The 23,363-nt window shown below is 71.8% G+C and carries 21 protein-coding genes; 8 read left to right on the top strand and 13 right to left on the bottom strand.

Annotated elements, in window-relative coordinates; genetic code table 11:
- Window positions 1-220 precede the first annotated feature (220 nt).
- From BZB76_RS18725 to BZB76_RS18700, 6 genes are all read left to right on the top strand, one after another.
- Window positions 221-1,450 carry a Rieske 2Fe-2S domain-containing protein gene (locus BZB76_RS18725; protein WP_121435699.1) on the top strand — a complete coding sequence of 410 codons (1,230 nt, stop codon included), beginning with the start codon at window positions 221-223 and terminating at the stop codon, window positions 1,448-1,450.
- A complete protein-coding gene (locus BZB76_RS18720) occupies window positions 1,450-2,397 on the top strand; it encodes a DODA-type extradiol aromatic ring-opening family dioxygenase (RefSeq protein WP_121435698.1) in 948 nt (315 codons plus the stop codon). Before BZB76_RS18725 ends, BZB76_RS18720 begins: the two co-directional genes overlap by 1 nt.
- Window positions 2,390-3,712, top strand: a complete 1,323-nt coding sequence (locus tag BZB76_RS18715; RefSeq protein ID WP_121435697.1) for a M20 family metallopeptidase — start codon at window positions 2,390-2,392, stop codon at window positions 3,710-3,712. Before BZB76_RS18720 ends, BZB76_RS18715 begins: the two co-directional genes overlap by 8 nt.
- On the top strand, window positions 3,709-4,578 hold the full coding sequence (locus tag BZB76_RS18710; protein WP_121435696.1) for an alpha/beta fold hydrolase: 870 nt from the start codon (window positions 3,709-3,711) through the stop codon (window positions 4,576-4,578). The genes BZB76_RS18715 and BZB76_RS18710 overlap by 4 nt, the downstream gene beginning before the upstream one ends.
- A 148-nt stretch (window positions 4,579-4,726) precedes the next feature.
- Window positions 4,727-5,578, top strand: coding sequence for an alpha/beta fold hydrolase (locus BZB76_RS18705; RefSeq protein ID WP_121435695.1), 852 nt, complete (start codon window positions 4,727-4,729; stop codon window positions 5,576-5,578).
- A gap of 100 nt (window positions 5,579-5,678) precedes the next feature.
- Entirely contained in the window at window positions 5,679-6,455 is a 777-nt protein-coding gene (locus BZB76_RS18700; protein WP_121435694.1) for an IclR family transcriptional regulator, read from the top strand.
- 79 nt (window positions 6,456-6,534) lie between these two features.
- Here BZB76_RS18700 and BZB76_RS18695 read toward each other — a convergent pair whose 3' ends face one another.
- The 5 genes from BZB76_RS18695 to BZB76_RS18675 form a co-directional block, all read right to left on the bottom strand.
- The gene (locus BZB76_RS18695) at window positions 6,535-7,023 is read right to left on the bottom strand and encodes a flavin reductase family protein (protein ID WP_121436197.1); all 489 of its coding nucleotides are present in this window, start codon (window positions 7,021-7,023) and stop codon (window positions 6,535-6,537) included.
- 17 nt (window positions 7,024-7,040) lie between these two features.
- Window positions 7,041-8,279, bottom strand: a complete 1,239-nt coding sequence (locus tag BZB76_RS18690) for an acyl-CoA dehydrogenase family protein (RefSeq protein ID WP_121435693.1) — start codon at window positions 8,277-8,279, stop codon at window positions 7,041-7,043.
- Between the two features lie 25 nt (window positions 8,280-8,304).
- Window positions 8,305-9,801, bottom strand: a complete 1,497-nt coding sequence (locus BZB76_RS18685) for an aldehyde dehydrogenase family protein (RefSeq protein ID WP_121435692.1) — start codon at window positions 9,799-9,801, stop codon at window positions 8,305-8,307.
- Window positions 9,798-10,196 (bottom strand): YybH family protein, encoded by a 399-nt coding sequence (locus BZB76_RS18680; protein WP_121435691.1) that lies wholly within the window; start codon window positions 10,194-10,196, stop codon window positions 9,798-9,800. Before BZB76_RS18680 ends, BZB76_RS18685 begins: the two co-directional genes overlap by 4 nt.
- Before the next feature lie 77 nt (window positions 10,197-10,273).
- A complete protein-coding gene (locus BZB76_RS18675; protein WP_121435690.1) occupies window positions 10,274-11,341 on the bottom strand; it encodes a LuxR C-terminal-related transcriptional regulator in 1,068 nt (355 codons plus the stop codon).
- Between the two features lie 275 nt (window positions 11,342-11,616).
- Here BZB76_RS18675 and BZB76_RS18670 point away from each other — a divergent pair, with 275 nt between their 5' ends.
- Window positions 11,617-12,852, top strand: coding sequence for a 3-deoxy-7-phosphoheptulonate synthase (locus BZB76_RS18670; RefSeq protein WP_121435689.1), 1,236 nt, complete (start codon window positions 11,617-11,619; stop codon window positions 12,850-12,852).
- A 37-nt stretch (window positions 12,853-12,889) separates the two neighbouring features.
- On the opposite strand, the gene BZB76_RS18665 is transcribed toward BZB76_RS18670, so the two are convergent.
- The 8 genes from BZB76_RS18665 to BZB76_RS18630 all read right to left on the bottom strand — a co-directional run bounded on the left by BZB76_RS18665 (window position 12,890) and on the right by BZB76_RS18630 (window position 22,380).
- Entirely contained in the window at window positions 12,890-13,552 is a 663-nt protein-coding gene (locus BZB76_RS18665; RefSeq protein ID WP_121435688.1) for a response regulator, read from the bottom strand.
- Window positions 13,549-14,679 carry a sensor histidine kinase gene (locus BZB76_RS18660; RefSeq protein ID WP_121435687.1) on the bottom strand — a complete coding sequence of 377 codons (1,131 nt, stop codon included), beginning with the start codon at window positions 14,677-14,679 and terminating at the stop codon, window positions 13,549-13,551. The genes BZB76_RS18665 and BZB76_RS18660 overlap by 4 nt, the downstream gene beginning before the upstream one ends.
- Before the next feature lie 92 nt (window positions 14,680-14,771).
- Window positions 14,772-15,380, bottom strand: coding sequence for a response regulator transcription factor (locus BZB76_RS18655; RefSeq protein WP_121435686.1), 609 nt, complete (start codon window positions 15,378-15,380; stop codon window positions 14,772-14,774).
- A gap of 18 nt (window positions 15,381-15,398) precedes the next feature.
- Window positions 15,399-16,403, bottom strand: a complete 1,005-nt coding sequence (locus tag BZB76_RS18650) for a histidine kinase (protein WP_170180676.1) — start codon at window positions 16,401-16,403, stop codon at window positions 15,399-15,401.
- Window positions 16,404-17,159: 756 nt separating this feature from the next.
- The gene (locus tag BZB76_RS18645; protein ID WP_211343072.1) at window positions 17,160-18,650 is read right to left on the bottom strand and encodes a DUF6851 domain-containing protein; all 1,491 of its coding nucleotides are present in this window, start codon (window positions 18,648-18,650) and stop codon (window positions 17,160-17,162) included.
- A gap of 78 nt (window positions 18,651-18,728) precedes the next feature.
- Window positions 18,729-20,333 carry an FAD-dependent monooxygenase gene (locus BZB76_RS18640; protein WP_211343071.1) on the bottom strand — a complete coding sequence of 535 codons (1,605 nt, stop codon included), beginning with the start codon at window positions 20,331-20,333 and terminating at the stop codon, window positions 18,729-18,731.
- A gap of 20 nt (window positions 20,334-20,353) precedes the next feature.
- Window positions 20,354-22,024 carry a solute symporter family protein gene (locus BZB76_RS18635; RefSeq protein WP_121435684.1) on the bottom strand — a complete coding sequence of 557 codons (1,671 nt, stop codon included), beginning with the start codon at window positions 22,022-22,024 and terminating at the stop codon, window positions 20,354-20,356.
- Complete coding sequence (locus BZB76_RS18630; protein WP_121435683.1) at window positions 22,021-22,380, bottom strand: DUF485 domain-containing protein; 360 nt, start codon at window positions 22,378-22,380, stop codon at window positions 22,021-22,023. The genes BZB76_RS18635 and BZB76_RS18630 overlap by 4 nt, the downstream gene beginning before the upstream one ends.
- 210 nt (window positions 22,381-22,590) lie before the next feature.
- On the opposite strand from BZB76_RS18630, the gene BZB76_RS18625 reads away from it, so the two are divergent.
- Entirely contained in the window at window positions 22,591-23,346 is a 756-nt protein-coding gene (locus tag BZB76_RS18625) for a DUF6081 family protein (protein WP_121436194.1), read from the top strand.
- Window positions 23,347-23,363 lie beyond the last annotated feature (17 nt).

Below are 23,363 nucleotides of genomic sequence, written 5' to 3'. Positions count from 1 at the left end.
AATCTGATGGGTGCCGAGCGGGGGCGGCGGGACAAGTTGTCGCACCGCGACTGCCCAGGTCAGCCGCTCAACCCGGGCCACGGACCGGTGGGCGGAACGTGTTCCGGTAGGCGGACTGAGGCGCTGTCCGCCGCCCCGGGCCGGGTGGTCTCCTCGCCTCACGAGCGTGCGGTGGTTCCGTCCACCGCGCCGGGTCGAGAGGGATCGAGAGGAGACGCCGATGGTGGCGGACACTCCCGCGCGGCCGCCGGGCACGAGGTCCCGGCGTTCCCGACGTGGACGGCTTCCGGGACGCCAGGACTGGTCGACCTGGCCGCACTACCAGGCGGCGGACGCGGGATTCCGCGGGTACTGGTACCCGGTCGCGTTCTCGTCGAGGATCACCGGCAAGCCCACGGCCGTGACGCTCCTCGGGGAGCGCATCATGCTCATGCGCGACGGCGGCGTGGTGCGCGCGCTCAAGGACCGCTGTCCCCACCGGGGGGTGCCGCTCAGCTACGGCGCACAGCAGTTCCCGGGGACGGTGTCGTGCGTCTACCACGGGTGGACGTTCGACCTGAGCAGCGGCGAACTGGTCGCGGCGATCACCGACGGGCCGGCCTCGCCGATCTGCGGCAAGGTCACCCAGCCGACGTTCGAGACCGCCGAGCGCCTCGGCATGGTCTGGATCTTCGTCGGGGACGGTGAGGACGCGCCGCCCATCGACGGGCAACTGCCCGAGGAACTGGTGAGCAACCCCGCCGTGGTCGGCGTGCGGATCCAGCGGCGCGTGGGCAACTGGCGGTTCGCGGTAGAGAACGGCTACGACGAGGGCCACGCGAAGTACCTGCACCGCACCTCGCTCTGGCGGCTGTTCAAGGCGATGCCGGTGTACAACGACACGCGCATCGTCAGGCGCGGGCGCTGGATCTACCGCGTCCAGGACGAGCAGTACTGGGAGGCCGACTTCCCCGGTCTGGGCAGGTGGAGCGGGCAGGCCTGGTACAAGCTGAAGCCGCCGAAGAAGGACGCGGGAAACAGGAACATCGGCAACACCGGCGGCTCCCAGAAGGTCAACGAGACGATCGAGGCTCAGGACTTCCCCGGGTTCGCGTCGGTGTCGATGCCCGGCGTACTGCGCATCGCCTACCCGCACTTCATCCACTACGAGTTCTACGTGCCCGTCGACGCCGACCACCACCTGTACGTCGGTGTGATGGCCGAGTTCCGGCGCGGGCTCCGGACGCTGCCGTTCTACGCCAAGTACCTCGGCGCGGTCCGGTGGCTGTTCCACGGCCAGTTCTCCGGCCAGGACAAGTGGATGGTCGAGGTGACCGACGCCCCGCCGGAGCGCCTCTACCGGCCCGACGAGTCGCTGCTGCAGTGGCGCAGGCTCGCCGAGGACGTCACCAAGGCCCGGACGGCGCGGCTGCGCGACGAGGGCCTCGACCTCGGGGACACCGAGGCGTAATGGCCCGCATCGTGCTCGGCGTCGGCGCCTCGCATTCGACGCTCATGAACACCCACTGGGACCAGGTCCGGCACGTCGACCGGGCGGAACGGTTCCGCGCCGCGCTCGCCGAGGCCCGGGACGCCGTCGCCGCCGCCCGTCCCGATGTCGCGATCATCGTGGGCTCCAACCATTTCCGCGGGTTCTGGCTCGATCTGATCCCGTCGTTCACCCTCGGCGTGGACGAGGTGATCGCGTCCGGCGAGTCCGGCACGCCGGCGGGCCCACAGCGCACCGACCCGGAGTTCGCGCAGGCCCTCGCCGAGGACCTGGTGGACCACGGGACGGAGGTCGCCGTCTCCGCCCGGCTGCAGATCGACCACGGCCAGTCGCACGCGGTGCAGTACGTGCTGCGCGACCTGGACGTCCCGATCGTCCCGCTGGTCATCAACGCGTTCGCGGCGCCGCTGCCGCGGATGAGCCGGTGCGCCGAACTCGGCGCGGGCATCGCGCGCGCCGTCGCGGCGATGCCCCGGGCGGCCCGCGTCGTGGTCATCGCCTCCGGCGGCCTGTCCCACCGGCTGCCGTGGCCCGCCCGCTGGCAGGACCCGGCGACCGAGGACGAGGAGTTCCTGGTCGAGGCGTGGCTGAACGGCCGCGCCGACTGGCACCGGTACGACGGGCGGCGCCGGGAGATCATCACCGCGGCGCGGGCGGCGATCAGCCCCGACTTCGACGCGGAGTTCCTCGACGCCCTCGAACACGGAGAACTCGCGCGATACGCAGACTGGAGCACCCAGCGGATCGAGGAGGCCGCCGGCAACGGCGGCCAGGAACTGCGCGCCTGGGTGACGATGGCCGCCGCGCTGGGCTTCGCGCCGGGCCGGACGCTCGCCTACGCCGAGATGCCCGAGTGGCTGACCGGGATGGCCGTGGCCGTGATCCCGCCGGAGGCCGGCCGTGACTGATCTGCTCGACGCCGTGCTGCGGCGCGTCACCCCGGAGCGGCTGCGGGCCGCGGCGGTCCGTGTCACCTCGATTCCGAGCCCCACCGGCCGGGAGGGCCCGCTGGCCGCCTGGCTGGCCGAGGAGCTGCGCGCGTCCGGGATCGACGGGCGGGTGCAGTCCATCGACGCCGAGCAGGCCAACGCGGTCGGCCGGGTCCGCGGTGCCCGCACCGGCCCGGACCTGATGCTCTACGCCCCGATCGACACGCTGACGACGGGCGACCCGGCGGAGGACGTCCCGTGGATCGGCCCGCGGCTGCGTCCGGACATGCTGCCGGACGGGCAGGCCGACGGCGACCTCGTGCGCGGTCTCGGCGCGGGCAACCCGAAGGGGCACGCGGCGTGCGTGCTGGTGACCGGGCAGGCGTACGCCGAGGCGGTCGCCGAACTCGGGATCGCGCCCGCCGGGGACCTGGTGCTGGCGTTCGGCGCGGGCGGCATGCCGACCAACGCGATCGGCGCGGGCCGGGCGAACACCGGGCACGGGGTCGGCGCGTCCTTCCTCCTCGAACGCGGCTGGTACACCGACCACGCGATCATCGCCAAGCCCGGTGACTTCGTCGCCCACGACGAGGTGGGGCTGTGCTGGTTCGAGATCGTCGTGCACGGCGTGCACACCTACGCGGGCAGCCGGCACCGGCTGCCGTACTCCAATCCGATCGTCTCGGCGGCGGAGGTGGCCGTCCGGCTGGAGCGGTGGCTCGCCGGGTTCCCGGCCCGGCACCGGACGGCGACCGCCGCGCCGCAGGGCGTCATCGGCGCCGTCGCCGGTGGCTGGGAGCGGATGCCCGCCGTCACCCCGGCGGCCTGCCGGCTGCGGCTGGACGTCCGACTCGCGCCCGGGCAACGGCCGCTCGACGTCCGCCGGGAGCTTTCGGCGTTCCTGGACGACGTCGCCGCCGCGACGGGCGCCGACCTCGACTGTGAGCTGGTCGCCCACATCCCGGGATCGACCACCGACCCCGGCTCGTGGGTGATCAGGGAGACCGTCCGGGCGTGGGAGGCCGCTTCGGGCCGTCCGCACCGGCCGATCCCGGACAACAGCGGCGCCACCGACGCCAACATCCTGCGCGGCCGCGGTGTGCCGACGGCCCGCGTCGGGATGCCGAAGGTCGTGCCCGCGGACGGGACGGCCGACTTCGCCCAAGGAATGAACACGGTCTCCGTGACGGCGATGCGCCGCCTGTGCGAGGTGCTCGCCCGGGTCGCGGTCGCCAACGCGCTCGGCGCGAGGAGAACGCACGGGCCGGGCCCGGAGGAGGGGGAGGAACGATGACACGAGCGCCCGAGGGAACGTACGTCGAGGCCGGCGGCGTCCGGTACCACTACCTGGACATGGGCTCGGGGCCCGCCACCGTCCTGCTGCACGGTGGCGGTCCCGGCTGCACCGGGTGGAGCGACTTCCGGCAGGTCGCGCCGCTGTTCGCCGCCGACCGCCGGGTCCTGATCCCCGACATCCTGCAGTACGGCAGGTCGGAGAAATGCCGGATCACCGGCCCGATGTGGGACTTCCACGCGGCGAAGACCGTCGCGCTGCTCGACGCGCTCGGCGTCGAGCGCGCCGACTTCGTGTGCAACTCGTGGGGCGGGACGATCGCGCTGAACCTCGCCGCCGGACATCCCGAGCGCGTCAGATCGCTCGTGATCACCGGCAGCATGCCGGTGTTCTACGGCCCGCTGGCGCCGCTCCCCGAGGGCGGTCGGCGCGGCCGTAACGCCCGGGACGTCTACTACGGCGGCGAGGGCCCCACCCGGGAGAAGATGCGGGACCTGATCACCCGTCTGGAGTGGTACGACGGGTCGCGGCTGCCCGAGGAGACCCTCGACCTGCGATACGAGCAGAGCCTCGACGCGGGGGAACGGGCGCTCGCGGCGATGTCGGACTCCCCGCGCGGCGACTGGCAGGACCTCACCGCCGAACTCGGCCGGATCCTGGCGCCGACGCTGTTCCTGTGGGGCCGGGAGGACGCCTTCCTCACCCCCGACTACCCGATGATGCTCGCCCGGATGGTGCCCTGGGGGAACCTGCACGTGATGGACCACCTCTCCCACCACCCGCAGGAAGAACGACCCGAGCGCTACCACGCCGTCGTCGCCGCCTTCCTCGCGGACGTCGCCCGCCAGGAAGCCGAACAGGAGTGACCATGAAACCCGTCCTCTTCACGCTCGTCGCGGTCTTGAGCGCGGGCCTCGTCGTGGGCCTCGCGTGGTGGGCCGTCCGCCGCGGCGGCACCCAGGTGCACCGCATCAACCAACCCTGACAACCGTCCCGCCGAAGATTGGTCGTGCCATGTCCATCTGGACCGAACTGTCGCCGATTCCGTTCACCGTCTCCTACGTCGACGCGGCGGGTGTCCGCACCCGGTCGTTGCAGGCCGGTTCCGGGGAACCGGTGGTGTTCCTGCACGGCACCAGCGGCCACCTGGAAGCGTTCACCCGCAACATCGCCGCGCACGCCGAGCGGTACCGCGTCCACGCCATCGACATGCTCGGGCACGGTTACACCGGCAAGCCCGACCACCCGTACGAGATCCCCCGGTACGTCGAGCATCTCCTCGGCTACCTCGACGCCGTCGGCGCCGACCGCGCGCACATCGTCGGGGAGTCGCTCGGCGGCTGGGTCGGCGCCCGCACGGCCGTCGAGCACCCGGACCGCGTCGCCAGCCTCCAACTGCTCTGCGCGGGCGGCACCGTCGCGAACCCCGAGGTGATGAAGCGGATCGACGGCAGCACCCGGCAGGCCGTGGCGGTCGACGACATCGAGCTGACACGCGCCCGCCTGCGGCTGCTCATGGCGTCCGCCGAGGACGCCACCGAGGAACTCGTCGACATCCGGCACCGGATCTACCACCGGCCCGACTTCGTCGAGAACATCGACAACCTGCTGTGCCTGCAGACGATGGAGGTCCGGCGGCGCAACCTGCTCACCCCCGAGCAGCTCGCGCGGATCACGGCGCCGACGCTGATCGTCTGGGGCCGGAAGAACCCCTTCGGCGACGTCCCGGAGGCGCAGGCCATGCACAAGGCGATTCCCGGTTCGCGGCTCGAGCTGTTCGACGACACCGGCCACTGGCCGCAGCACGAGCAGGCCGCCCGCTACAACCCGCTCAGCCTCGCGTTCCTCGCCGATGTCGCGGGCTGACCACCACCCCGCAGCCCACCTGTGACCGGGCGGCCACTATCGGTCCGCTGACCGGACTCCGCCCGTTGACAGGGTGTTTCACCAGGTGAACCATCGTTCAATGGACGCCGTGTTGGAGCCCACCACCGCCGCCGCCGAGAGCGGAAGCGTGCTGGGCAAGGTTCAGCTCATCCTCGAGGCCTTCGGGCTCGACGACGAGGACCTCGGCCTGTCGGAGCTGACGCGCCGGACGGGCCTGGCGAAGGCGTCCGTGCACCGGCTCAGCCAGGAGCTGGTGCGCTGGGGTCTCCTGGAGCGACGGCACGGCAAGTACCGGCTGGGCATGCGGCTGTTCGAGATCGGCCAGCGCGTCCCGCGGCAACGGATCCTGCGGGACGTCGCCCGGCCGTTCATGGAGGACCTGCTGCGGGCCACCGGCGAGACCGTCCATCTGGCCGTCGTCGACGGCCTGGAGGTCCTGTACCTGGAGAAGGTCTCCGGGCACCGGCAGGTCGGCCGCCCGTCCCGGGTCGCCGGGCGCATGCCGCTGCACTGCACCGCCACCGGCAAGGCCCTGCTGGCCTTCGGGCCGCGCAGCCTCCTCGACGACGTCGTGGCCGCGCCCCTCACCCGCACGACCCCGCGCACGACGGTCGCGCCCGGCCTGCTGGAGCAGGAGCTGAGGCGCGCCCGCGAACTCGGGTACGCGGTCGAGTACGAGCAGGCCCGCATCGGGTACATGAGCGTCGCCATCCCGCTCGCCGGCGCCACCGGCGCGACGGTCGCGGCCCTGTCGGTCACCGGCCCGGTGGCCCCCGGCAGGGCCGAGCGCTTCGCGAACCTGCTGAACACGGCGGGACGCGGGGTGACCAGGCTGCTCAGCGTCCGGGACGTATGACCTCAGCCCGGACAAGACGATCGGACATGACGAAACGGGCACCGGAGTCATCTCCGGTGCCCGTTTCGTCGTGCGTTTCTCAGACGGGCGCCAGCCGGCGGAACCGGCTGGTGTGGAACACCAGCGGAGGGGTCTCCGGCCTGGCGAGCAGGCCGAGGACCTCCAGCAGGACGATCAGGTGATCGCCCGCCGGGATCTCGTCGTGGCGGCGGCAGTCCAGCCAGGCGGCGGCGTCGAGGACGAAAACGCCGCCGTCCGGCCTGGGCTCCCAGTCGACCCCGTCGAACCGGTCGCCCTCCTTGCGGGACAGGCGCATGCAGACCTCGTTGTGGTTCTCGGCCAGCACGCTCAGCCCGAGGCGCGGCGCACGCCGCAGCCTCGGCCACGTCTCCGAGGTGTTCTGCACGCAGAGCGACACCAGCGGCGGGTCCAGGGACACCGACGTGAACGAGCTCGCCGCCATGCCCGCCGGTTCCCCGTCGACGAGGGCGCACACCGCCGTCACACCCGACGGAAAGCACCCGAAGGTCCGGCGGAGCGCGGCGACGTCCTCCGTGACCTGCTGCATCTCGGTCACCCCCGCCGTCAGGCCCGGTCCGGGGCCGGTGCGGGGGCGGCGAGAGGGGCCAGGGAGGGGGCCTGTGCCGGGTCCAGTCCCATGGTGATGAGGCCGGCCATCTCGGCGCAGGCGTAGGCGTTCGGCGGCATGATCGCGGCGGTGGTCACGTCGCGCAGCATCCGCTCGTAGCCCCGGGGCCGCATCAGCGCGGTGAGTCCGCCCGCGGTGGTGCCGAGTTCGATGACGCGTCCGATCGCGTCCGCGAGCATCAGCTTCGCCTGCAGGTAGGCGTGGCAGGTGCCGAGCCCCGGCCCCTCCGTGTCCGCCTTCCACGCGGCCCGGTACATCATCAGCCGCGCGGCCTCGACATGCGTGGACAGGCGCCCGACCGCCGAGCTGATCGTCGGGTGGTAGCCCATCGGCTGCGCGTAGCCCTTCGCCGTGCGCGTGCCGAGGGCCTCCGTCAACCAGCTCACCATCGCCTCGGCCAGGCCGAGGTAACAGGCCGTGTAGCCGCCCCACGTGACGGCCGCCCGCGCGACGATCCAGTTGGTGACGAAGTCGTCGATCGGCCCGAGGACGAGCTCGGCCGGGACGTGCGCGTCGGTGATGGTCACCTTGTTGCTGCGCGTCGCCCGCATCCCGAGCGTGTCCCAGACGTCCTCGACCACGATGTGCTCCGGTTGCGCGACCGGGAGCAGGAACGCGACGACGAGCGTCGGATCGTCGCTCCAGTCGGGGCGGGCGAGCATGAACGCGTAGTCGCTCGCCTCCCAGATCGAGGCGTACATCTTCGTCCCGCTCACGCGCAGGCCGCCGTCCGGGGTGCGGGTGGCCGTCACCGTCGGCAGGAACGAGCCCGGCAGCAGGCTCGACGACGACGGCTCCGACAGCGGCGCCGAGATCAGCGCGCCGTCGTCGATCACCAGCGACGCGACGTGCTTGCGCGCCGCGGCGTCGAAGGACGGCAGCTCACCCACCAGCCGGGTCGCCACGTAGTGCATGTTGAATCCGAGGGCGGTCGACGCGTCGCCCTGCGCGAGCTGCTCGACGGTCGCCAGCCAGGCGGTCGACCCCACGCCGAGCCCACCGAGGTCGGTGGGAAGACCCGCCCCGTACAGGCCCGCCGAGCGCAGCTCGGCGAAGCTCTCCGCGGGGATCAGCCGCCGTTCGTCGGCGTCGGCCGCGCCCGGCGCCAGCACGCCCGCGAGCCGTTTGCCGATATCCGCCATCCGCCGGCTCTGCTCGTCCAGCTGGAAGTCCATGGTTCCTCCACGTTCGTGCTGCGCGTCAGTCCCACATCGGGGGACGCGCGGTGTCGAGACTGACGTTGACGACCTTCGACGCCTGGTACTCGCGGACCGTCTCCGCGGCGCCCTCGCGGCCGAAGCCGCTGGCCTTGATCCCGCCCTGCGGCTGACCGAGGGGGGTCGCGAACCAGGTGTTGACCCAGACCATCCCGGTCTGGAGGCGGCGGGCGATGCGGTGCGCCCGCGCGAGGTCGGTCGTCCACACGCCACCGGCGAGGCCGTACGCCACCGCGTTGGCGCGTGCGACGGCGTCGTCCTCGTCCGTCCAGCGTTCGACGGTGAGGACGGGCCCGAAGAACTCGTCGCAGGACGCGCTCGTCCTGCCGTCGGGGTCGGCGAGGACCGTCGGCCGGTAGAACGCGCCGCCGCCGAGTTCGCCGTCCAGCTCCGGGACGCGGTGTCCCGCGCACACCGTCGCGCCCTCCGCGACGGCCCGGTCGACGGCCTCGGCGACCCGGTCCCGGTGCGCGACGCTGATGAGCGGGCCGAGCTGCGTCGCCGGGTCGAGCGGGTCGCCGACCCGGATCCGGTCGGCCCGCGCGGTGATCCGCTCCAGGAGCTCGTCGTGCACGTCGGCGTGCGCGAGCAGGCGGGACGCGGCGAAGCACACCTCGCCGTTGGCCGCGAACACGCCGGTCAGCACGTCCTCGGTCAACGTGTCGAGGTCGGCGTCCGGCCCGACGACGAGCGAGCCCTTCCCGCCCAGCTCCATCAGCGCGGGGGTCAGCCGGGCGCCCGCCCTGCCGAGGATCGTCCGCGCGCTCTCCGTTCCGCCGGTGAAGCTGATCTTGGCGATACGGGGGTCGGTGACCAGCGCGTCGCCTGCGGTCGCGCCGTAGCCGGTGACCACGTTGACGACGCCCGGCGGCAGCAGGTCCGCGATGGCCTCCACGAACCGGACGGTGCTCACCGACGCCAGCTCCGAGGGCTTCACCACGACCGTGTTGCCCGCCGCGAGCGCCGGCGCCAGCTTGTGGGCGACGGAGATGAGCGGCGAGTTCCACGGCACGATCGCCGCGATGACGCCGAGCGGCTCCCGTGTGGTGTACACGTGCGACGACTCCGGCGCTCCCTGGATCGTCTCGCCGTGGACGGCCCGCGCCATCCCCGCGAAATACCGGAAGATCTCCGCCGCGGTCGGCACGTCGATCAGCGCCGCCTCGCGGATCGCCCGCCCGTTCTCGGTGGCCAGCAGCGCCGGCCAGTCCGCCGCCGTCGCGGTCAGCCGGTCGGCGACCGCCCACAGCGCGGCCTGCCGCTCCGCCAGGGACGTCGACCGCCAGGTCTCGAACGCGGTGGCCGCGGCGGTGACCGCCTCGGCCACGACCGCGCCGTCGCAGTCGGCGACCTGCGCCCAGGTCCTCCCGGTGGCGGGTTCCACCGCCGGGAGGACCGTCGGCACCGGCCGCGCTTGTCCGCCGACGATCGCGGGCAGGGGCCGGTCGATGGTCAGCCGACCGGTGCCGACGGCCGTCATTTCTCCAGTCCGATGTGGACGGAGTGGAACGGGTTGTCGATCAGGATGCGCCAGGTGCCGTCCGGGCGCCGCCGGAAGACGTTGGAGTCGATCGCGCTCATCTCGACCGACTCCCCGTCCGGGGCGGTGCCCGTCAGGTGCCAGCGCAGCGCGACCAGGACGATGTCGTCCGCCTCGACCCGGTGCAGCTCCTCGATCGTCAGATGCGGCTTCAGCGCGAGGAACTCCGAGATCGCCGTGCGGAGCCGATCCATGCCCCGCGCGGGCTCCGTGCCCGGACCCGTCTGGAACACCGTGTGCTCGTCCCAACAGGACAGCGCGGCGTCCAGATCACCGGCGTTCATCGCCTCGACGAACAGTTCGTTCAGCTCGGTGACACTGTTGTGTGATCCCATGTTTGGGACGCTACGAGCCGGGCGTTCCCCGGCATATCGCCCGTTCAAGGGGAGGTGTGGACCACCCGAAAGGGGGATCACCGCAGCAGCAGGGCCGCCAGTTCGACCCGGGAGTGCACGCCGAGCTTCTGGTAGATCGACTTGAGATGGTGCTTCACGGTGTTCGGGCTGATGTGCAGGCTGCCGGCGATCTCGTGGTCACGTTTCCCTGCGGCGACGAGTTCGGCGATGGCCGCCTCGCGCTCGGTGAGCAGACGGCGCACCGCGGGGGCCGGCGCCGGCGTGCGGGACTCCGTCGACAGGATCGACACGATCAGCGAGGGCCGCTCGGGCAGGGGCGCCGAGGTCACGGTGATGTCGGTCGCGGGAACGTCCTTCGCGGCGTCGGTGGCGGGGGGTCGCACCGCCAGGCGCCGGGTGGCCTCACCGCCGTCGATGGCCGCGTCGAGGGAGGGCCACGCGCCGTCGGCGGCGTCCAGCAGCGCCCGCGCGGCCCGGTTGGCGTGCCGTTCGGCCCGGTCCAGGTCGGTGACCACGATCGCCTGCCCGCTCGCCTCCAGCGCGCCCCACCACGCCGCCCGCTCGGCGTCGATCGCCGTGACCAGGTCCGTCGCAGCGACCGCCGCCTGGAACATCCGCGCCGCCACGGTCGCCCGGCGCCGGTCGCCGTCGTCGAAGGCGGGCTCGGCCCCGTTGCGGGCGAAGTTGATCGTCCCGACGATCTCCCCGCCGCTGATCAGCGGCGCGCACATGACGTGCGCCATGTCGTAGTGCCGGAACAGTCCCTGGACGATCGGGGCCTCCCGCCACCGGTCGGGCGGTCTCACCAGGGAGTCGTCCCAGGCCCGCCGCGCCGCCATGGCCCCGCGCAGCACCGGGTCGAGCGCCCGGCCGAACTGCTCGTAGCGGTGCGCGTAGAACCGGCTGAGGCCGCGCACCGACGACGCCCGGGGACGTCCCGTCCGCCGGTCGAACAGGTAGAGACCGTAGGCGAAGGACGGCACATGACCGGCGACCCAGTCGAAGTAGCGCTCCTGCAACTCGTCCAGCCCGCCGGCGGTGACGAGCCGCTCCAGCCCGGAACTCAGGCACTCCTCCTCGGCGGCCATCGCGTCACCGCCGAGATCGCGGATGTCGTCGCCCATTATGCGAGTATGCGCCGCCGATAAGCCATGACGCTAGCCGCCACCGCCAGCGATTTGTCGTCGCTGGTCGTACACCACCTCCATATGACTTGCGGTTCGCTGAGCAGACCGCGCACTCGGCGATCTTGCCTTCGACGGTTCGGCCTTCGTCGGCGCCGCGGCCGGGAGTTCTCCGCCCGCCCGATGGCGCGAACGCGCGATGTGCGCGTGCCCGCCGCCGGGTCACGCTGTCCGCACACGCCTCGAAACCGGTGGGACGCGCGACGGGAGCACACATGCAGCCATCCACTTCCCCGGCGCGTTCTCCGCACCCGGAACCGTGGCGCGGCAGGCCGGCGGCCCAGCAGCCGGACTGGCACGACCACCCCGGCCGTCCCGAGGCCGTCCGGTGGCTGGCGTCCGCCCCGGCGCTGGTGACGGCCGCGGAGGTCCGGCGGTTGCGGCACGCCCTGGCGGGGCTGACCGCGACCGACGCGCTGCTGCTCCAACTCGGCGACTGCGCGGAGAGCTTCTACGAGTGCGCGCCCCGGCACGTGGCCGGGAAACTGCGTCTCATCGACGGGCTGGCGGACCGGCTCCGCGAACTCACCGGCCGGACCGTCGTCCGCGTCGGGCGCATGGGCGGGCAGTTCGCCAAACCGAGGTCGCGGGAGACCGAGGAGCACGGCGGGGTGACCGTTCCGGCCTTCCGCGGGCACATGATCAATTCGGAGCTGGTCGGTCCGGTGACGCGCCGGGCCGACCCGCGGCGCATGGTGTGGGCCTACGAGGCCAGCGCCGGCGTGCAGCACGCGATGCGGGAGTACCGCCGGACGCGCGGCTCCGGCACGGGTGGCACGACCACTGCGGACGGGCCATGGTCGAGCCACGAGGCCCTCGTCCTCGACTACGAGTCGAGGCTGATCCGGCGCGACCCGGAGACGGGCGACAGGTACCTCGCCTCGACGCATCTGCCGTGGATCGGGGAACGGACCCGCGACCCGGCCGGCGCCCATGTCACCCTGCTCTCCGGCGTCGTCAACCCGGTGGGCTGCAAGATCGGGCCGACCGCGGACCCCGACGACGTCCTACGGGTCTGCGAGGCGCTCGATCCGCGGCGCGAACCCGGCCGTCTCGTCCTGATACCCCGCATGGGCCACGACCGGATCGGGGAGGCCCTGCCGCCCATCGTCCGCCGGGTGGCCGACGCCGGGCATCCGGTCATCTGGCTGAGCGACCCCATGCACGGCAACACGGTGAGATCGTCCCTCGGCCTGAAGACCCGTCATCTCACCGCCGTGATCACCGAGGCGCTGCGGTTCCGCGACATCGTCGAGGAGCACGGGCAGCGGCCCTCCGGACTCCACCTGGAGGTCGCGGTGGACGACGTGACGGAATGCGTCGGCGGGCCGGTGCGCAACGAGGACGAGCTGCAGCGCCACTACACGTCGCTGTGCGACCCGAGACTGAACGCCGACCAGGCCACCGAACTCGTCGAGGCGTGGGCCAAGGGGACCGCGACGACCCGGTGACGGGCGCGAGCACCCTGTCGCCGAACGCCGCGCCGTGTCAGCGGCCGCCGGGGACCGGCAGGCCGGACTCGTAGGCGAGCACCACGAGCTGGGCCCGGTCCCGGGCCTGGAGCTTGGTCATGGCCCGGTTGATGTGCGTCTTCGCGGTCAGCGGGCTGATCACCATGCGGTCGGCGATCTCGTCGTTGGACAGCCCCTGCGCGACCAGGGCGACGGCCTCCCGTTCACGGTTGGTCAGGCCCTTCAGGTTCGCGTCGGCGCCGGTGTGCAGTGGCCGCGCCACATACCGGTCGATCAGCTTGCGCGTGATCGACGGGGAGAGCAGCGCGTCGCCGCGGGCGGCGACCCGGACGGCGTGCAGCAGGTCCTCCGGCTCGATGTCCTTGACGAGGAACCCCGCGGCGCCGGCGCGCAGCGCGTCGAAGACGTACTCGTCGAACCCGTAGTTGGTGAGGATCACCACGTGCAGGCCGGTGAGGGCGGGATCGGCGGCGATCTGCCGGGTCGCCTCGATGCCGTCCATGACGGGCATCTGGATGTCGATGAGGACGAGGTCGGGCAGGTGCCGCCGGGCGAGCGCCAGGCCCTCCCTGCCGTCGGCCGCCTCACCGACCACCTCGATGTCCTCCTCGCCGGCGAGGAGGGAGCGGAACCCGCTGCGCAGCAGCGGCTGGTCGTCGACCAGCAGGACCCGGATCACGACGGTCCCCCCACGGGGAGTTCGGCCTGGACGGTGAAGCCGCCCTCGTCGCGCGGTTCGGCGCGCAGCCGCCCGCCGAGGGCGGTGACACGTTCGCGCATGCCGAGCAGCCCGACACCGGGCACGGGAGCGGAGCCGGGGGTGGCCGTCCCGTCGTCGTCGACGCGGATGGCGAGGGCGTCGGAACGGTAGTCGATCCAGATCGAGGCGTTCGCGGCGGCGGCGTGGCGGGCGGTGTTGGTGAGCGACTCCTGGACGATCCGGTACGCGGTCTGGTCGACCACCTCCGGCACGGCGCGTTTCTGCCCGTCGATCCGGAGCGTCGTCTTCAGCCCTATCCCCCGGGCCCGTTCCATCAGGTCGGGGACGCGGTCGAGTCCGTGCGCGGGCGAGGTGGAGACGTCGCGGAGGGTCTCCAGGGTGGCCCGCAGTTCGCGGGTCGCCTCCCGTCCGGCCTCCTGGATCGCCAGCAGCGCCTCCGGCACCTCCTCGCCCCGCTTGCGCGCCAGATGGACGGCGACCCCGGCCTGCACCTTGATGATGGAGATCTGGTGCGTCAGCGAGTCGTGCAGTTCCCGCGCGATGTGCAGGCGCTCCTCGGTGGCGCGCAGCCGGGCGGCCTCCTCGCGGGTGCGTTCGGCCTCGTCCGCGCGCCGCTCGGCCTGCCGCAGGGCCTCCCCCGCGGCGGCCGCGGCGACCAGCCACGCGATCTCCAGAACGCCGCGGGCCTGCGCGAAAGCCTCACCCGCCGGCCCGTCCCCGGGCGACAGCATGATGGCGAGGGGCAGCGCCCCGAGCAGCGCCACCGACATCAACAGCGTGACCAGACGATGCCCGGCGCGCATGGTCGCGTACACCGCGAACAGGTACGCGACCGCGGGCACCTCGAACCCCAACGCGTTGTACCCGATCACGCACAGCCAGGTGACGGCCAGCACGGCGACCGGCGCGCGCCGGCCCGCCGCCAGCGCCAGACCGCCCACCATCAGCAACCCGTAGCCGAGCGCGTCGGGGTCCGCGGCGTGGTGGTCCCCGGACAGCCCGACGATCAGCAGGACCGCGGCGACGCCGACCGCGATCGTCCAGTCCTTGGCGGCGACCGGAACCCGGGACCGTTCTGTGCTCATGGGCGCACCCTAACCGGAGGTATGCGGCGGGTCACTCCTCCTTGTGGACGAGCGACCGGCTACCGCGCGCACGGTAGTCGCCCCGGACCGGCTCACAGCCAACCGGCCCGCGACGCCGCCTGCACGGCGCCGATCCTGTTCCCCGCCTCCAACTTGTTGATCGCCGAGTGGATGTGGTTGCGGACCGTCCCCGGGCTGAGATGTAACTGCGAGGCGATGACGCTGAGGGGACGGCCGTCCTCGGCCGCCTTCAGGATCTCCACCTCGCGGGCCGTCAGCGGGTTCTCGCCGACGGCGAACATCTCGGCGACCAGGTCGGGGGTGAAGTGCCGTCCGCCCGCGTACACCTCGCGGATCACGCCGATCAGCTCGTCGATCGAGGTGTCCTTGGTGAGGACGCCGCGGACTCCGGCCTTGAGGGCCCGCTGCAGGTGTCCGGGCCGGGCGTCGCAGGTGAGGATCACCACCGGAAAACCGGAACGTTCCCGGTTCAGCTGCTCGGCGACCTCGATGCCGTTCATTCCCGGCATGTGCACGTCGAGGACGGCGAGCCCCGCGCGGTGGGCGTCCACGAGCTCCAGGACCCGGTCGCCCCGGCCGGTGTGGGCGACGACCTCGATGCCGTCCGCCAGTTGGAGAAGTTCGGTGAGGGCCTCCCTGGTGAGCGCCTCGTCCTCGGCCAGGACAACCTTGATCGCCATCTTTCCTCCACGGCCGCTCTATCCGCCGAGCGGCGCCGTCGCCTCGACGCGGTAGGTGAGATCGGGGCCCGGTCCGTGGACGAGCGCGCCGCCGACGACGCGCAGCCGCGCCGCCAGCCCGGCGAGCCCGGTCCCCGCGGCGGTCGGTCCGGGCCGGTGGACGCCGTCGTTGGTGATCCGCAGGTGCGCGGTCCGGCCGCCGGTCCAGATCTCGATCCGGCAGTGACCGGCCTCGCTGTGCCGGATGACGTTGGCGGCGGCCTCCCGCGCGACCCAGCCGAACGCCTCCTGGATCGGGCGGGGCAGCGCCGGCGGAACGCGGGCCGTCTCCACCCGGACCCCCATGACCTCCAGGTCGGCGCGGACCTGTTCGAGTTCGGTGGCCAGGTCACCGAGACGGTATCCGGCGGCCAGCGCGCGGACCTCGGCGACGGACCGGCGGGCGAGCGCGAGCACGGTCTCCAGCTCGGCCCTGGCCCGCTCCGGTTGCGCGACGAGCAGCCGCGCGACCAGCTCGCCCTTGCGGTTGATCGCGGCGAGGGTGCGGCCGAGGACGTCGTGCAGGTCCCTGCCCGCGGCGCCCTCCATCAGCTGGCCGACGACGTCGGGGGCCATGACCACGTAACCGGCCGCGACGGCGGGAATCGCGCAGGCGAGCCGCTCGGGCGGCGAGTTCCGGGGAAGCAGGCAGGACGCGCCCGCCCGGAGGGCCTCGCGGCCGCGTTCGTGGTCGTCGGGCTCGGTCAGGACGACGATCTCGGGCGGGTCGGCGGCGGCGCGCAGGCGTCTGGTCGCGGTGGCGACGCTCGTCCCGGACGTCCCGGCGCCCAGCACCACCACGTCCGGACGGATCCGCGCCGCGCGGACCACCGCCTCGTCGGCGTCGGCCGCCTCGTCCACCACGTCCAGCCGGGGAGCCGCCCCGAGCACCGCGGCGAGCATGTCACGGGTCGACCTCTCGGGTTCGGCCACGAGCACGGAGTACGTCTTCGACGCCGCGGGACACGGCAGGACTTCGGTCATGGGAGCGTCCTCCTGGGGTCGGCCTGGGCGCGAGAGCGAGAGCCCCGGCCGCTCGTGGCGGGCGAGCGACTTCTCGTGGTCTGCCGCATGTATAAGCTCACGCCGGGCGGGCTCCGCCGAATACACGAGACCATTTCGCATCAGCGGGACGGAAACTGTCGTTCGCCCCCAAAACAGGTGGACGTGACCTTACCCGGAGTACGTGAAAGATCATCACCAGAATCCCCCACCTTGCGGACGAGCCCCTGATCGACTATAACTCGCCCGGATCCCGATCGACAGAAGTGCGACGGCGTCGATGTCCCAACGCATTCACTGACAGCATTCGTATGCTACTGTCAGGAAGAGTATCCGGAGCAAGTGACGGATTGCATCACCTGCGCGACCGAAAGTGACAGACTTTCGATCGCGCGACGTCACAGGCCTGGAGATCTCCATTCTCGACACATCGGAACCGCGCGGCCCGGCGGGAACAGATCACCGCCCGGGTCCGTCGCCGTCCACGACAAGACTCGGGCGGTGATCCCCGACGGCGGCCCACACACTTCGCGACCTTGCGAGACCGGTGGTGCGTGCGTTAAATGCCGCGTCGAGAAATCTGGCCGGAACTGGTTAGGGACGCCCACGGCGTTCAGGTGACCTCGGACCGCCCGCCCGAATTTCGGACGGGCGACCAAGTCGACGGCGACCAAGGTTCCTAAGGCCGCACTTTCTGTGACCGGGCGGTCACGTTGTCGCCGGGCCGCCCGCCGCGTATCAGCGACCGTTCAGTTTGCGCTGGACGAACTCGTAGCTCGACGCGCCGATCGCCGGGGCGTACCGGGACGCCGCGTCGATCGCCGACGGGAAATTCTCCCCCGCCCAGACCCGGCTCTCGCCGCAGTCGTCGGCGAAGTCGGTCCAGTTGCTCCAGCGCAGTGTGAGGTCGGTGGCCGGGGTGACGCCGGGTTCGACCAGAGAGGAGCCCTTCGGAGTGGGCACGGAGATGTTGATGTCGTTGGTGCCGGTGAACCGGCGGACCTGCGCGGCGAAGGCCTGGCAGAGGGACGCCGTGGCCGAGGGGTACTCGGGATGGTCGGCCGACTGCGCGTGCAGGTAGCTCTGCCACTCGTTCCCCGTGATGTCGCCGACGGTCCCCTTCCCCGGCCCGCCCCAGGCCGTGACCTTCTCGTCCCCGTACAGGTGACGGATCGCGCTGAACGGCCGCACCGAGTCGAACCTGCGCTTGAAGTGCCATGTGGCGATGGTGACGTCGACGAACGCGACGTCGGACGTGACGATGTAGTGCACCATCTTCTCGGTGTCGTACTTGCCGGTGATGACGACCGGGGTCCCCGCGACGGCCCCGAACGTCAGGACCTTGTCGTTGAAGAGCTCGGCGATCATCTTCTTCCGGTCGTCCAGTTTCGCCGACGCCTCCAGGACCTTGTCGGCCTGGCGCCTGTACGCCCGGCGGTTGCGATGGTCGCTGTTCTTCGGCGGCGGGACCTCGAACCGGTCGGGGTCGTCGTAGGAGAACGGCTTCAACCGCCCGAAGTAGGGCGTCGCGAACTGCTGGGTTCGGTAGACGTTGCGCGTCGAGGTCACGTCCGGCTGCCAGCGCGACGGGTTGCGGAGCTTGTAGGGGCCGTTCACCGGCCTGTAGCCCGTGTAGTCGGCGTAGGGCCGCCTGTTGTACTTGCGTCCGCCCTCCGCGCCGTCCCGGTTGGAACCGTCGCCCCTTCTCGCGGCGATGGCGTTCTTGGCGGCGAGGATGCCGATGCCGCTCGCCGTGGTCGGGTCCTCCTTGGTGTCGTTCGGGTCGAGGCCCGCCGACTCCATCATCTCGATCCATCGGGTCCGGTACTCCGGAAGGATCGCGTTGAGGGAGGTGAAGGCGGAGTAGATGACGGCGATGTTCTTGTTGCGGGTCGTGTGCTCCTTGCTCGGGCGGCGGCCGATGTTCGAGAAGATGCCCACGGCCTTCGGGTGGTACGGGGCCAGGGCGTCGAACCACGGCATCTCGATCAGCATGGCGTGGTCCACGGTCAGTGACACGGCACGGCCCGAACTCTGCTCGCGGGACACGCGCTGGAACTTCGGATAGACCACCTCGATCAGGGCGTTCCCATGGTCGAGGTCGAAGGCCGCCGCGTCCCGGGGGGCCGCGGCCACGGCGCCGGTGAGCGATCCGGCCACGGCGGTCGCGGTCGCGATGGTCACCGCGTATCCCAGCCGCCGGCCGCGCGGTCGCCTCATGGACGTCATCGGGGACTCTCCTTTCGGCCGGCCCGCCGCGCCGGAACGCGCGGGCCGGCAAGCTTGTTGACCGGGCGTTCGTTCATGTCAGCGTCCGGCGCCTCGGACGCGCCGGACCACCGCGGCCGGGTCGGCGCCGGTTACGTTCCCGCGCCAGGCCACGTGGTGGTCGGGCCGGAGCAGGACGAGGTCGCGCTCCCATATCTCGCGGACGCGGTCGTCCCGCACCACGGTGTGCCGGACCGGCACTCCCTGGGCGGCGGCCGCCGCCAGGAGCGGGACGGCACGGCCGTCGTCCGCGAAGTCGACGAGCGTGAAGGACTCCGCGAACCGGTCGAAGATCGGTGTCCCGTCGTCCAGGAGCAGGCTGGGCGGACGGCCTCCGGGCCAGGTCGTCGGCGTGTACGCGCGGGGGCTCCACGGCGGTTCGGGCCCCTCCTCATGGCAGACGACCGGGGAGTCGCCGTAGCGGTAGCCCAGCTCGACGCCCGTGTACTCGTTCTCACCCCGCTCGGTCTGGAGCATCGACGCGATGGCGGGGAGCGGGACGCCGTCGCGCAGCAGCGCCCCCGCCCTGAGGTGGACGCCGAGGTGCCGGTGGGACGTGTGCATGTTGCGCAGGCCCACCGGGCGGCGTTCGGCGTCGTAGGCGTCGAGCAGTGCGGGCCCGCCGAACCCCCGGACGAGCGCGGCGACCTTCCAGGCGGCGGCGACCGCGTCACCGACGCCGGTGTTCATGCCGTAGGCGCCGGTCGGGAACATCCGGTGGGCGGCGTCCCCGGCGATGAGGACCCGTCCCGCGCGGTACCGGTCCGCGATCATGAAGTCGGGGCGCCAGCGGGAGGTCAACAGCACCTTGTCGATCTTCAGTTCCGTCCGCATCGTGTCGCGCAGGAACGCCGCGGGGTCGGCGGGCGGTGTGTCGAACTCGTTCGGGTCCATGCCGTTGACGTGCGCGGTCCAGGTGTCCGCCTCGTCCTGGGCGAGGACGACGTACCGGAAGGCGAAGTAGTGCCAGAACCGGCCGTGCCGGTGCAGGGTGTCCAGGTCGCGGCTCTTGAAGTGCACCATGAAGGCGCTCGGCAGCCCGGGGACGTCGAACCCCTCCAGTCTGATGCCCGCCGCCTCGCGGACGCGGCTCGACGCGCCGTCGCACCCGATCACGTAACGGGACCGCACCCGGACGCCTTCGTCGCTCATCACGTCCACGAGATGGCTGGTCACGCCGTCGGAATCCTGGGTGAGCGCGTCGAACCGCAGGCCGGGACGCAGGTCGACGAGCGGTTCGCGCCGGCAGTGCGCGCGCAGGACCGGCTCCAGCTCGATCTGGGAGATCCGCTGGCCGGGCTCGGCGGGGCGCGTACCGTCGTCCTGCTCGGCGATGCGGCGGCGTTCCTCCGCCACCGACGGAAGCTCCCATGTGGTGATCGGCTCCCCGGCGTGGCCGGTCGACCAGATCACGTTCGCCGGATGCTCGGGCCCGACGCCCGCGGCGCGGACGTCCCCGGCGACGCCGAGCCGCCGGAAGAACTCCATGCTGCGGGCGTTGACATAGTCCAGCTTCGGATGGTCGGACGTCTCGAAGCCCTGGTCGGCGAGGACGCAGGGAACACCGTGGCGGGCGAGGACCAGGGCGGCGACCATGCCGACCGGGCCCGCGCCCACCACGAGAACCGGTACCGGATGCACCATGCCTCCGAACATGCGGGCGCTCAGTGCGCTTCGCTGGTGGTCCGGTTCGCCCGGCCGTCGTCGACGGCGGCTGCGACGGTCGCCTCGCGGTGTGCCGGGACGGCGGCGCCCGTCAGCGACCGGACCTGTGTCTCGGCGAACGCGCGGTCGTCGCGTTCGCCGCTCAGGACCGTGCCGAGGAACCCGAGGAGGAAGGCGAGCGGCACCGAGATCAGCCCCGGCTCGATGTCGATGAACTTGAAGTTCGATCCGGCGAAGATCGCGTCCTCGGCACCCGACATCCCGTTGGAGAACACGACCATGAACATGGTCGAGACGAGCCCGCCGTAGACCGCCCACTTCAGACCCGCGGTGTTGAAGCGCCGCCAGAACAGCGTGTAGACGACCACCGGCAGGATCGTGGCGCCCGCCACGTCGATCGACGTCGGGATGAAGATGTGGGTCCGTACCGGCAGCATCGCGACGCCGCCGACCACCGAGACGATTCCGATGATCTTGACGTTGCGGCGCACGTCCGCCAGCTCCCGCTCCGGGGCGGGCCGCCGTCCGCGCAGCACATTGATGTCCCGGGTGACGCAGGTCACCGCGTTGATCAGCAGGGCGGCGAAGACCCCGGCCACCGTCAGCACGGCGACCGCGCCGAGCGCGCCGACCATCAGCGGCCCGCCGAGCTCGTCGGCGAGCTTGGGCAGGCTGATGTCGCGGTGCGCCTTGATCACACCGATGTTCTCCCGGCCGAGGACGGCGACCGAGCCCAGCCCGACGACGGCCATGCACGCATAGACCGCCACGACGATCATCGCGGCCCATCCGGCCGACCGGCGCGCGTCGGGTCCGTTGGTCACCGCGAAGTTGCGCATGAACAGGAACGGGATCGCGGCCACGCCGACGACGACGCAGAAGAGCTTGGACAGATGCACCCACCGGTCGGCTCCCTCGCCGAACAGGCGCCCCGGGCCGAGCAGGTCGTAGTCGCCCTGCGGCGCCGACCTGGCCTCGGCCGTGTCGAGCAGCTTGACGAGGTCGAAGTCGAACTTGACCAGCACCAGCGTGGTCAGCATCGCCACGACGCCGAGCGCCACGACCGCCTTGAACGTCAGCACCCGGGTGACCCCGGGCATCCCGCCCATGTACACGTACAGGACGGTGACCAGGCCGACGACGAGAACCGATCCGGCCAGTCCGACGAGGGAGTCCAGGCCGAACCACCGGTTGAGGATGAACGCGATCGCCGCCAGCGTGATGACCGTGAACATGGCGTAGATCGTCAGGGTGACGACCGACGCGGCGATGCGCGCGGGCCGTTCCCTCGCGCGCATGGCGAACACGTCCCCGAGCGTGGTCGCGCCCAGGTTCCGCATGTGCGAGGCGAACAGCAGCACCCCGAGCATCATCGACATCGTGAACGACGTCAGGAGGAGGACCGCGTCGTAACCGCTCAACGCGACATGACCGGTGATGATGAACAGGGTCGAGTACATGAGGGGTGCGGCGGCCAGCGCGAGGGCGTTCTGGCCGGGGCCGATCCGGTGGCCCGCGAGCAGGAAGTCGTCCTGGTCGCGGACGCCGCCGCGCACGGACCGCACGAGGAAGAACACGACCACCGCGATGGCGAGGGTCGCGGGAACGGCGACCCCGGGCGCGGCCCACGTGTTGTCGACCGGGGGCGGTGGATCGGCGAGAACGGTCATCGGGTTGCTCCCTTCGGACCCACTTCCGGACCCGCTTCCAGATCCGCCCGGACCCGTTCACCGAGCGGGTCCAGCCGGGTGCGGGCGTACCGCAGGTACAGCCCGGAGATCGTGACCACGAGGACGAACGAGAGAAGGACGAACAACAGGCCGACGTTCACGGGCCCGCCGACCTCGCGGCGGAAGAAGTCCGGCGCGAACGTGGCGAGCGCGCTTCCGGTGAACCACCACCCGAAGAACACGACGCTCGCCCAGAGGAGGAAGGCCTGTGATCGGCGGCGCAGGGTCTGGAACTCGGCGCTGGAATGGGCAGCGACATAGCGGTCACCGTCCGCCGGCGGACTCTGCGTGACCATGACACCTCCTGCGTGACGAGGACGCCGGTACGCCGACGCGCAGGCCGACGTCGTGGCGTGGCGGTCAGTAGGCAGTCTCGGCGAGCGCCGCCGCGCGGGCATGGCCCATTCACGGGATCTTCGGCGTGCCCCGCAGATTGGCGTGCCGTCCCGGCCGAACCGCGTGAACGTGTGATGGCCGCGAACGGCGGCCCGGCGGATCGTGGCGGCATGACCTCGGCACCGGAGATCAGCACCTGGACGTACGACGACTTCACCGGCGACGAGCTCGACCCCGCCCGCTGGCGGATCATGGAGATGCGGGGCGCGGACGGCGAACGGCACGAGTACCGGGACCGCAACGCGCGGGTCCGCACGGGCGACGGGCGCTTCGAACTGACCGTCGACCCGTTCAGCCGCTTCCACGACACCGACCCGAAGCAGAACAACGCCAAGCAGATGTACCGGTCCGTGCGGCGCTTCCCCGCCCCGGCGACGGGACGGCTGACGTTCGAGGTCGACATGGCGGTGCGGACCTACGGGCAGATCCCCTACGACCTGCTCGACGCGTACGGCACGGTGAACGTCTTCGACCTGGAGAGCGGTGTCGTGCTCAACGCCGCCGCGACCAACGACACGGTTTTCGCGGTGCTCGAACGCCTGGTGATCCCCGGGGTGACCCGTCCGCACGAGCACTTCGTCAACCGGGTGGACCTGGAGGTGTCGACGGAGCCGGGCCTCGGGCACCGCTACGCCATCACCTACCTGCCCGAGGAGGCGGAGGTCCGGTGGCACGTCGACGGCCGCCTGGCGCACCGGGCGCGGCTTCCGGTGCCGGTGACGGGCTTCCATGTGGGCATGGCACTGTTCTCGTCCCGCGACCTGACCCGTTACTCCCGCGCGGAGCGGGAGCACGGGCAGGGCGCGACCGGACGGTGGGGCCCGTGGCGGGTCACCGGCACCACCGACCACGAGGAGCGGAGCTAGACCGGCGTCAGAGCAGG

The organism is Actinomadura pelletieri DSM 43383 (genome assembly GCF_003634705.1).
GTDB classification, from domain to species: Bacteria; Actinomycetota; Actinomycetes; order Streptosporangiales; family Streptosporangiaceae; genus Spirillospora; species Spirillospora pelletieri.
Note: the sequence above shows the minus strand (reverse complement) of the source record. Positions and strands in the feature narration are given on the sequence as shown.

Excerpts from the sequence above, each read along its gene's own strand:
- BZB76_RS18725 (WP_121435699.1), top strand. The coding sequence starts at position 221 with ATGGTGGCGGACACTCCCGCGCGGCCGCCGGGCACGAGGTCCCGGCGT.
- BZB76_RS18720 (WP_121435698.1), top strand. The coding sequence starts at position 1,450 with ATGGCCCGCATCGTGCTCGGCGTCGGCGCCTCGCATTCGACGCTCATG.
- BZB76_RS18710 (WP_121435696.1), top strand. The coding sequence starts at position 3,709 with ATGACACGAGCGCCCGAGGGAACGTACGTCGAGGCCGGCGGCGTCCGG.
- BZB76_RS18705 (WP_121435695.1), top strand. The coding sequence starts at position 4,727 with ATGTCCATCTGGACCGAACTGTCGCCGATTCCGTTCACCGTCTCCTAC.
- BZB76_RS18700 (WP_121435694.1), top strand. The coding sequence starts at position 5,679 with ATGGACGCCGTGTTGGAGCCCACCACCGCCGCCGCCGAGAGCGGAAGC.
- BZB76_RS18695 (WP_121436197.1), bottom strand. The coding sequence starts at position 7,023 with ATGCAGCAGGTCACGGAGGACGTCGCCGCGCTCCGCCGGACCTTCGGG.
- BZB76_RS18690 (WP_121435693.1), bottom strand. The coding sequence starts at position 8,279 with ATGGACTTCCAGCTGGACGAGCAGAGCCGGCGGATGGCGGATATCGGC.
- BZB76_RS18685 (WP_121435692.1), bottom strand. The coding sequence starts at position 9,801 with ATGACGGCCGTCGGCACCGGTCGGCTGACCATCGACCGGCCCCTGCCC.
- BZB76_RS18680 (WP_121435691.1), bottom strand. The coding sequence starts at position 10,196 with ATGGGATCACACAACAGTGTCACCGAGCTGAACGAACTGTTCGTCGAG.
- BZB76_RS18675 (WP_121435690.1), bottom strand. The coding sequence starts at position 11,341 with ATGGGCGACGACATCCGCGATCTCGGCGGTGACGCGATGGCCGCCGAG.
- BZB76_RS18670 (WP_121435689.1), top strand. The coding sequence starts at position 11,617 with ATGCAGCCATCCACTTCCCCGGCGCGTTCTCCGCACCCGGAACCGTGG.
- BZB76_RS18660 (WP_121435687.1), bottom strand. The coding sequence starts at position 14,679 with ATGAGCACAGAACGGTCCCGGGTTCCGGTCGCCGCCAAGGACTGGACG.
- BZB76_RS18655 (WP_121435686.1), bottom strand. The coding sequence starts at position 15,380 with ATGGCGATCAAGGTTGTCCTGGCCGAGGACGAGGCGCTCACCAGGGAG.
- BZB76_RS18650 (WP_170180676.1), bottom strand. The coding sequence starts at position 16,403 with ATGACCGAAGTCCTGCCGTGTCCCGCGGCGTCGAAGACGTACTCCGTG.
- BZB76_RS18645 (WP_211343072.1), bottom strand. The coding sequence starts at position 18,650 with ATGACGTCCATGAGGCGACCGCGCGGCCGGCGGCTGGGATACGCGGTG.
- BZB76_RS18640 (WP_211343071.1), bottom strand. The coding sequence starts at position 20,333 with ATGGTGCATCCGGTACCGGTTCTCGTGGTGGGCGCGGGCCCGGTCGGC.
- BZB76_RS18635 (WP_121435684.1), bottom strand. The coding sequence starts at position 22,024 with ATGACCGTTCTCGCCGATCCACCGCCCCCGGTCGACAACACGTGGGCC.
- BZB76_RS18630 (WP_121435683.1), bottom strand. The coding sequence starts at position 22,380 with ATGGTCACGCAGAGTCCGCCGGCGGACGGTGACCGCTATGTCGCTGCC.
- BZB76_RS18625 (WP_121436194.1), top strand. The coding sequence starts at position 22,591 with ATGACCTCGGCACCGGAGATCAGCACCTGGACGTACGACGACTTCACC.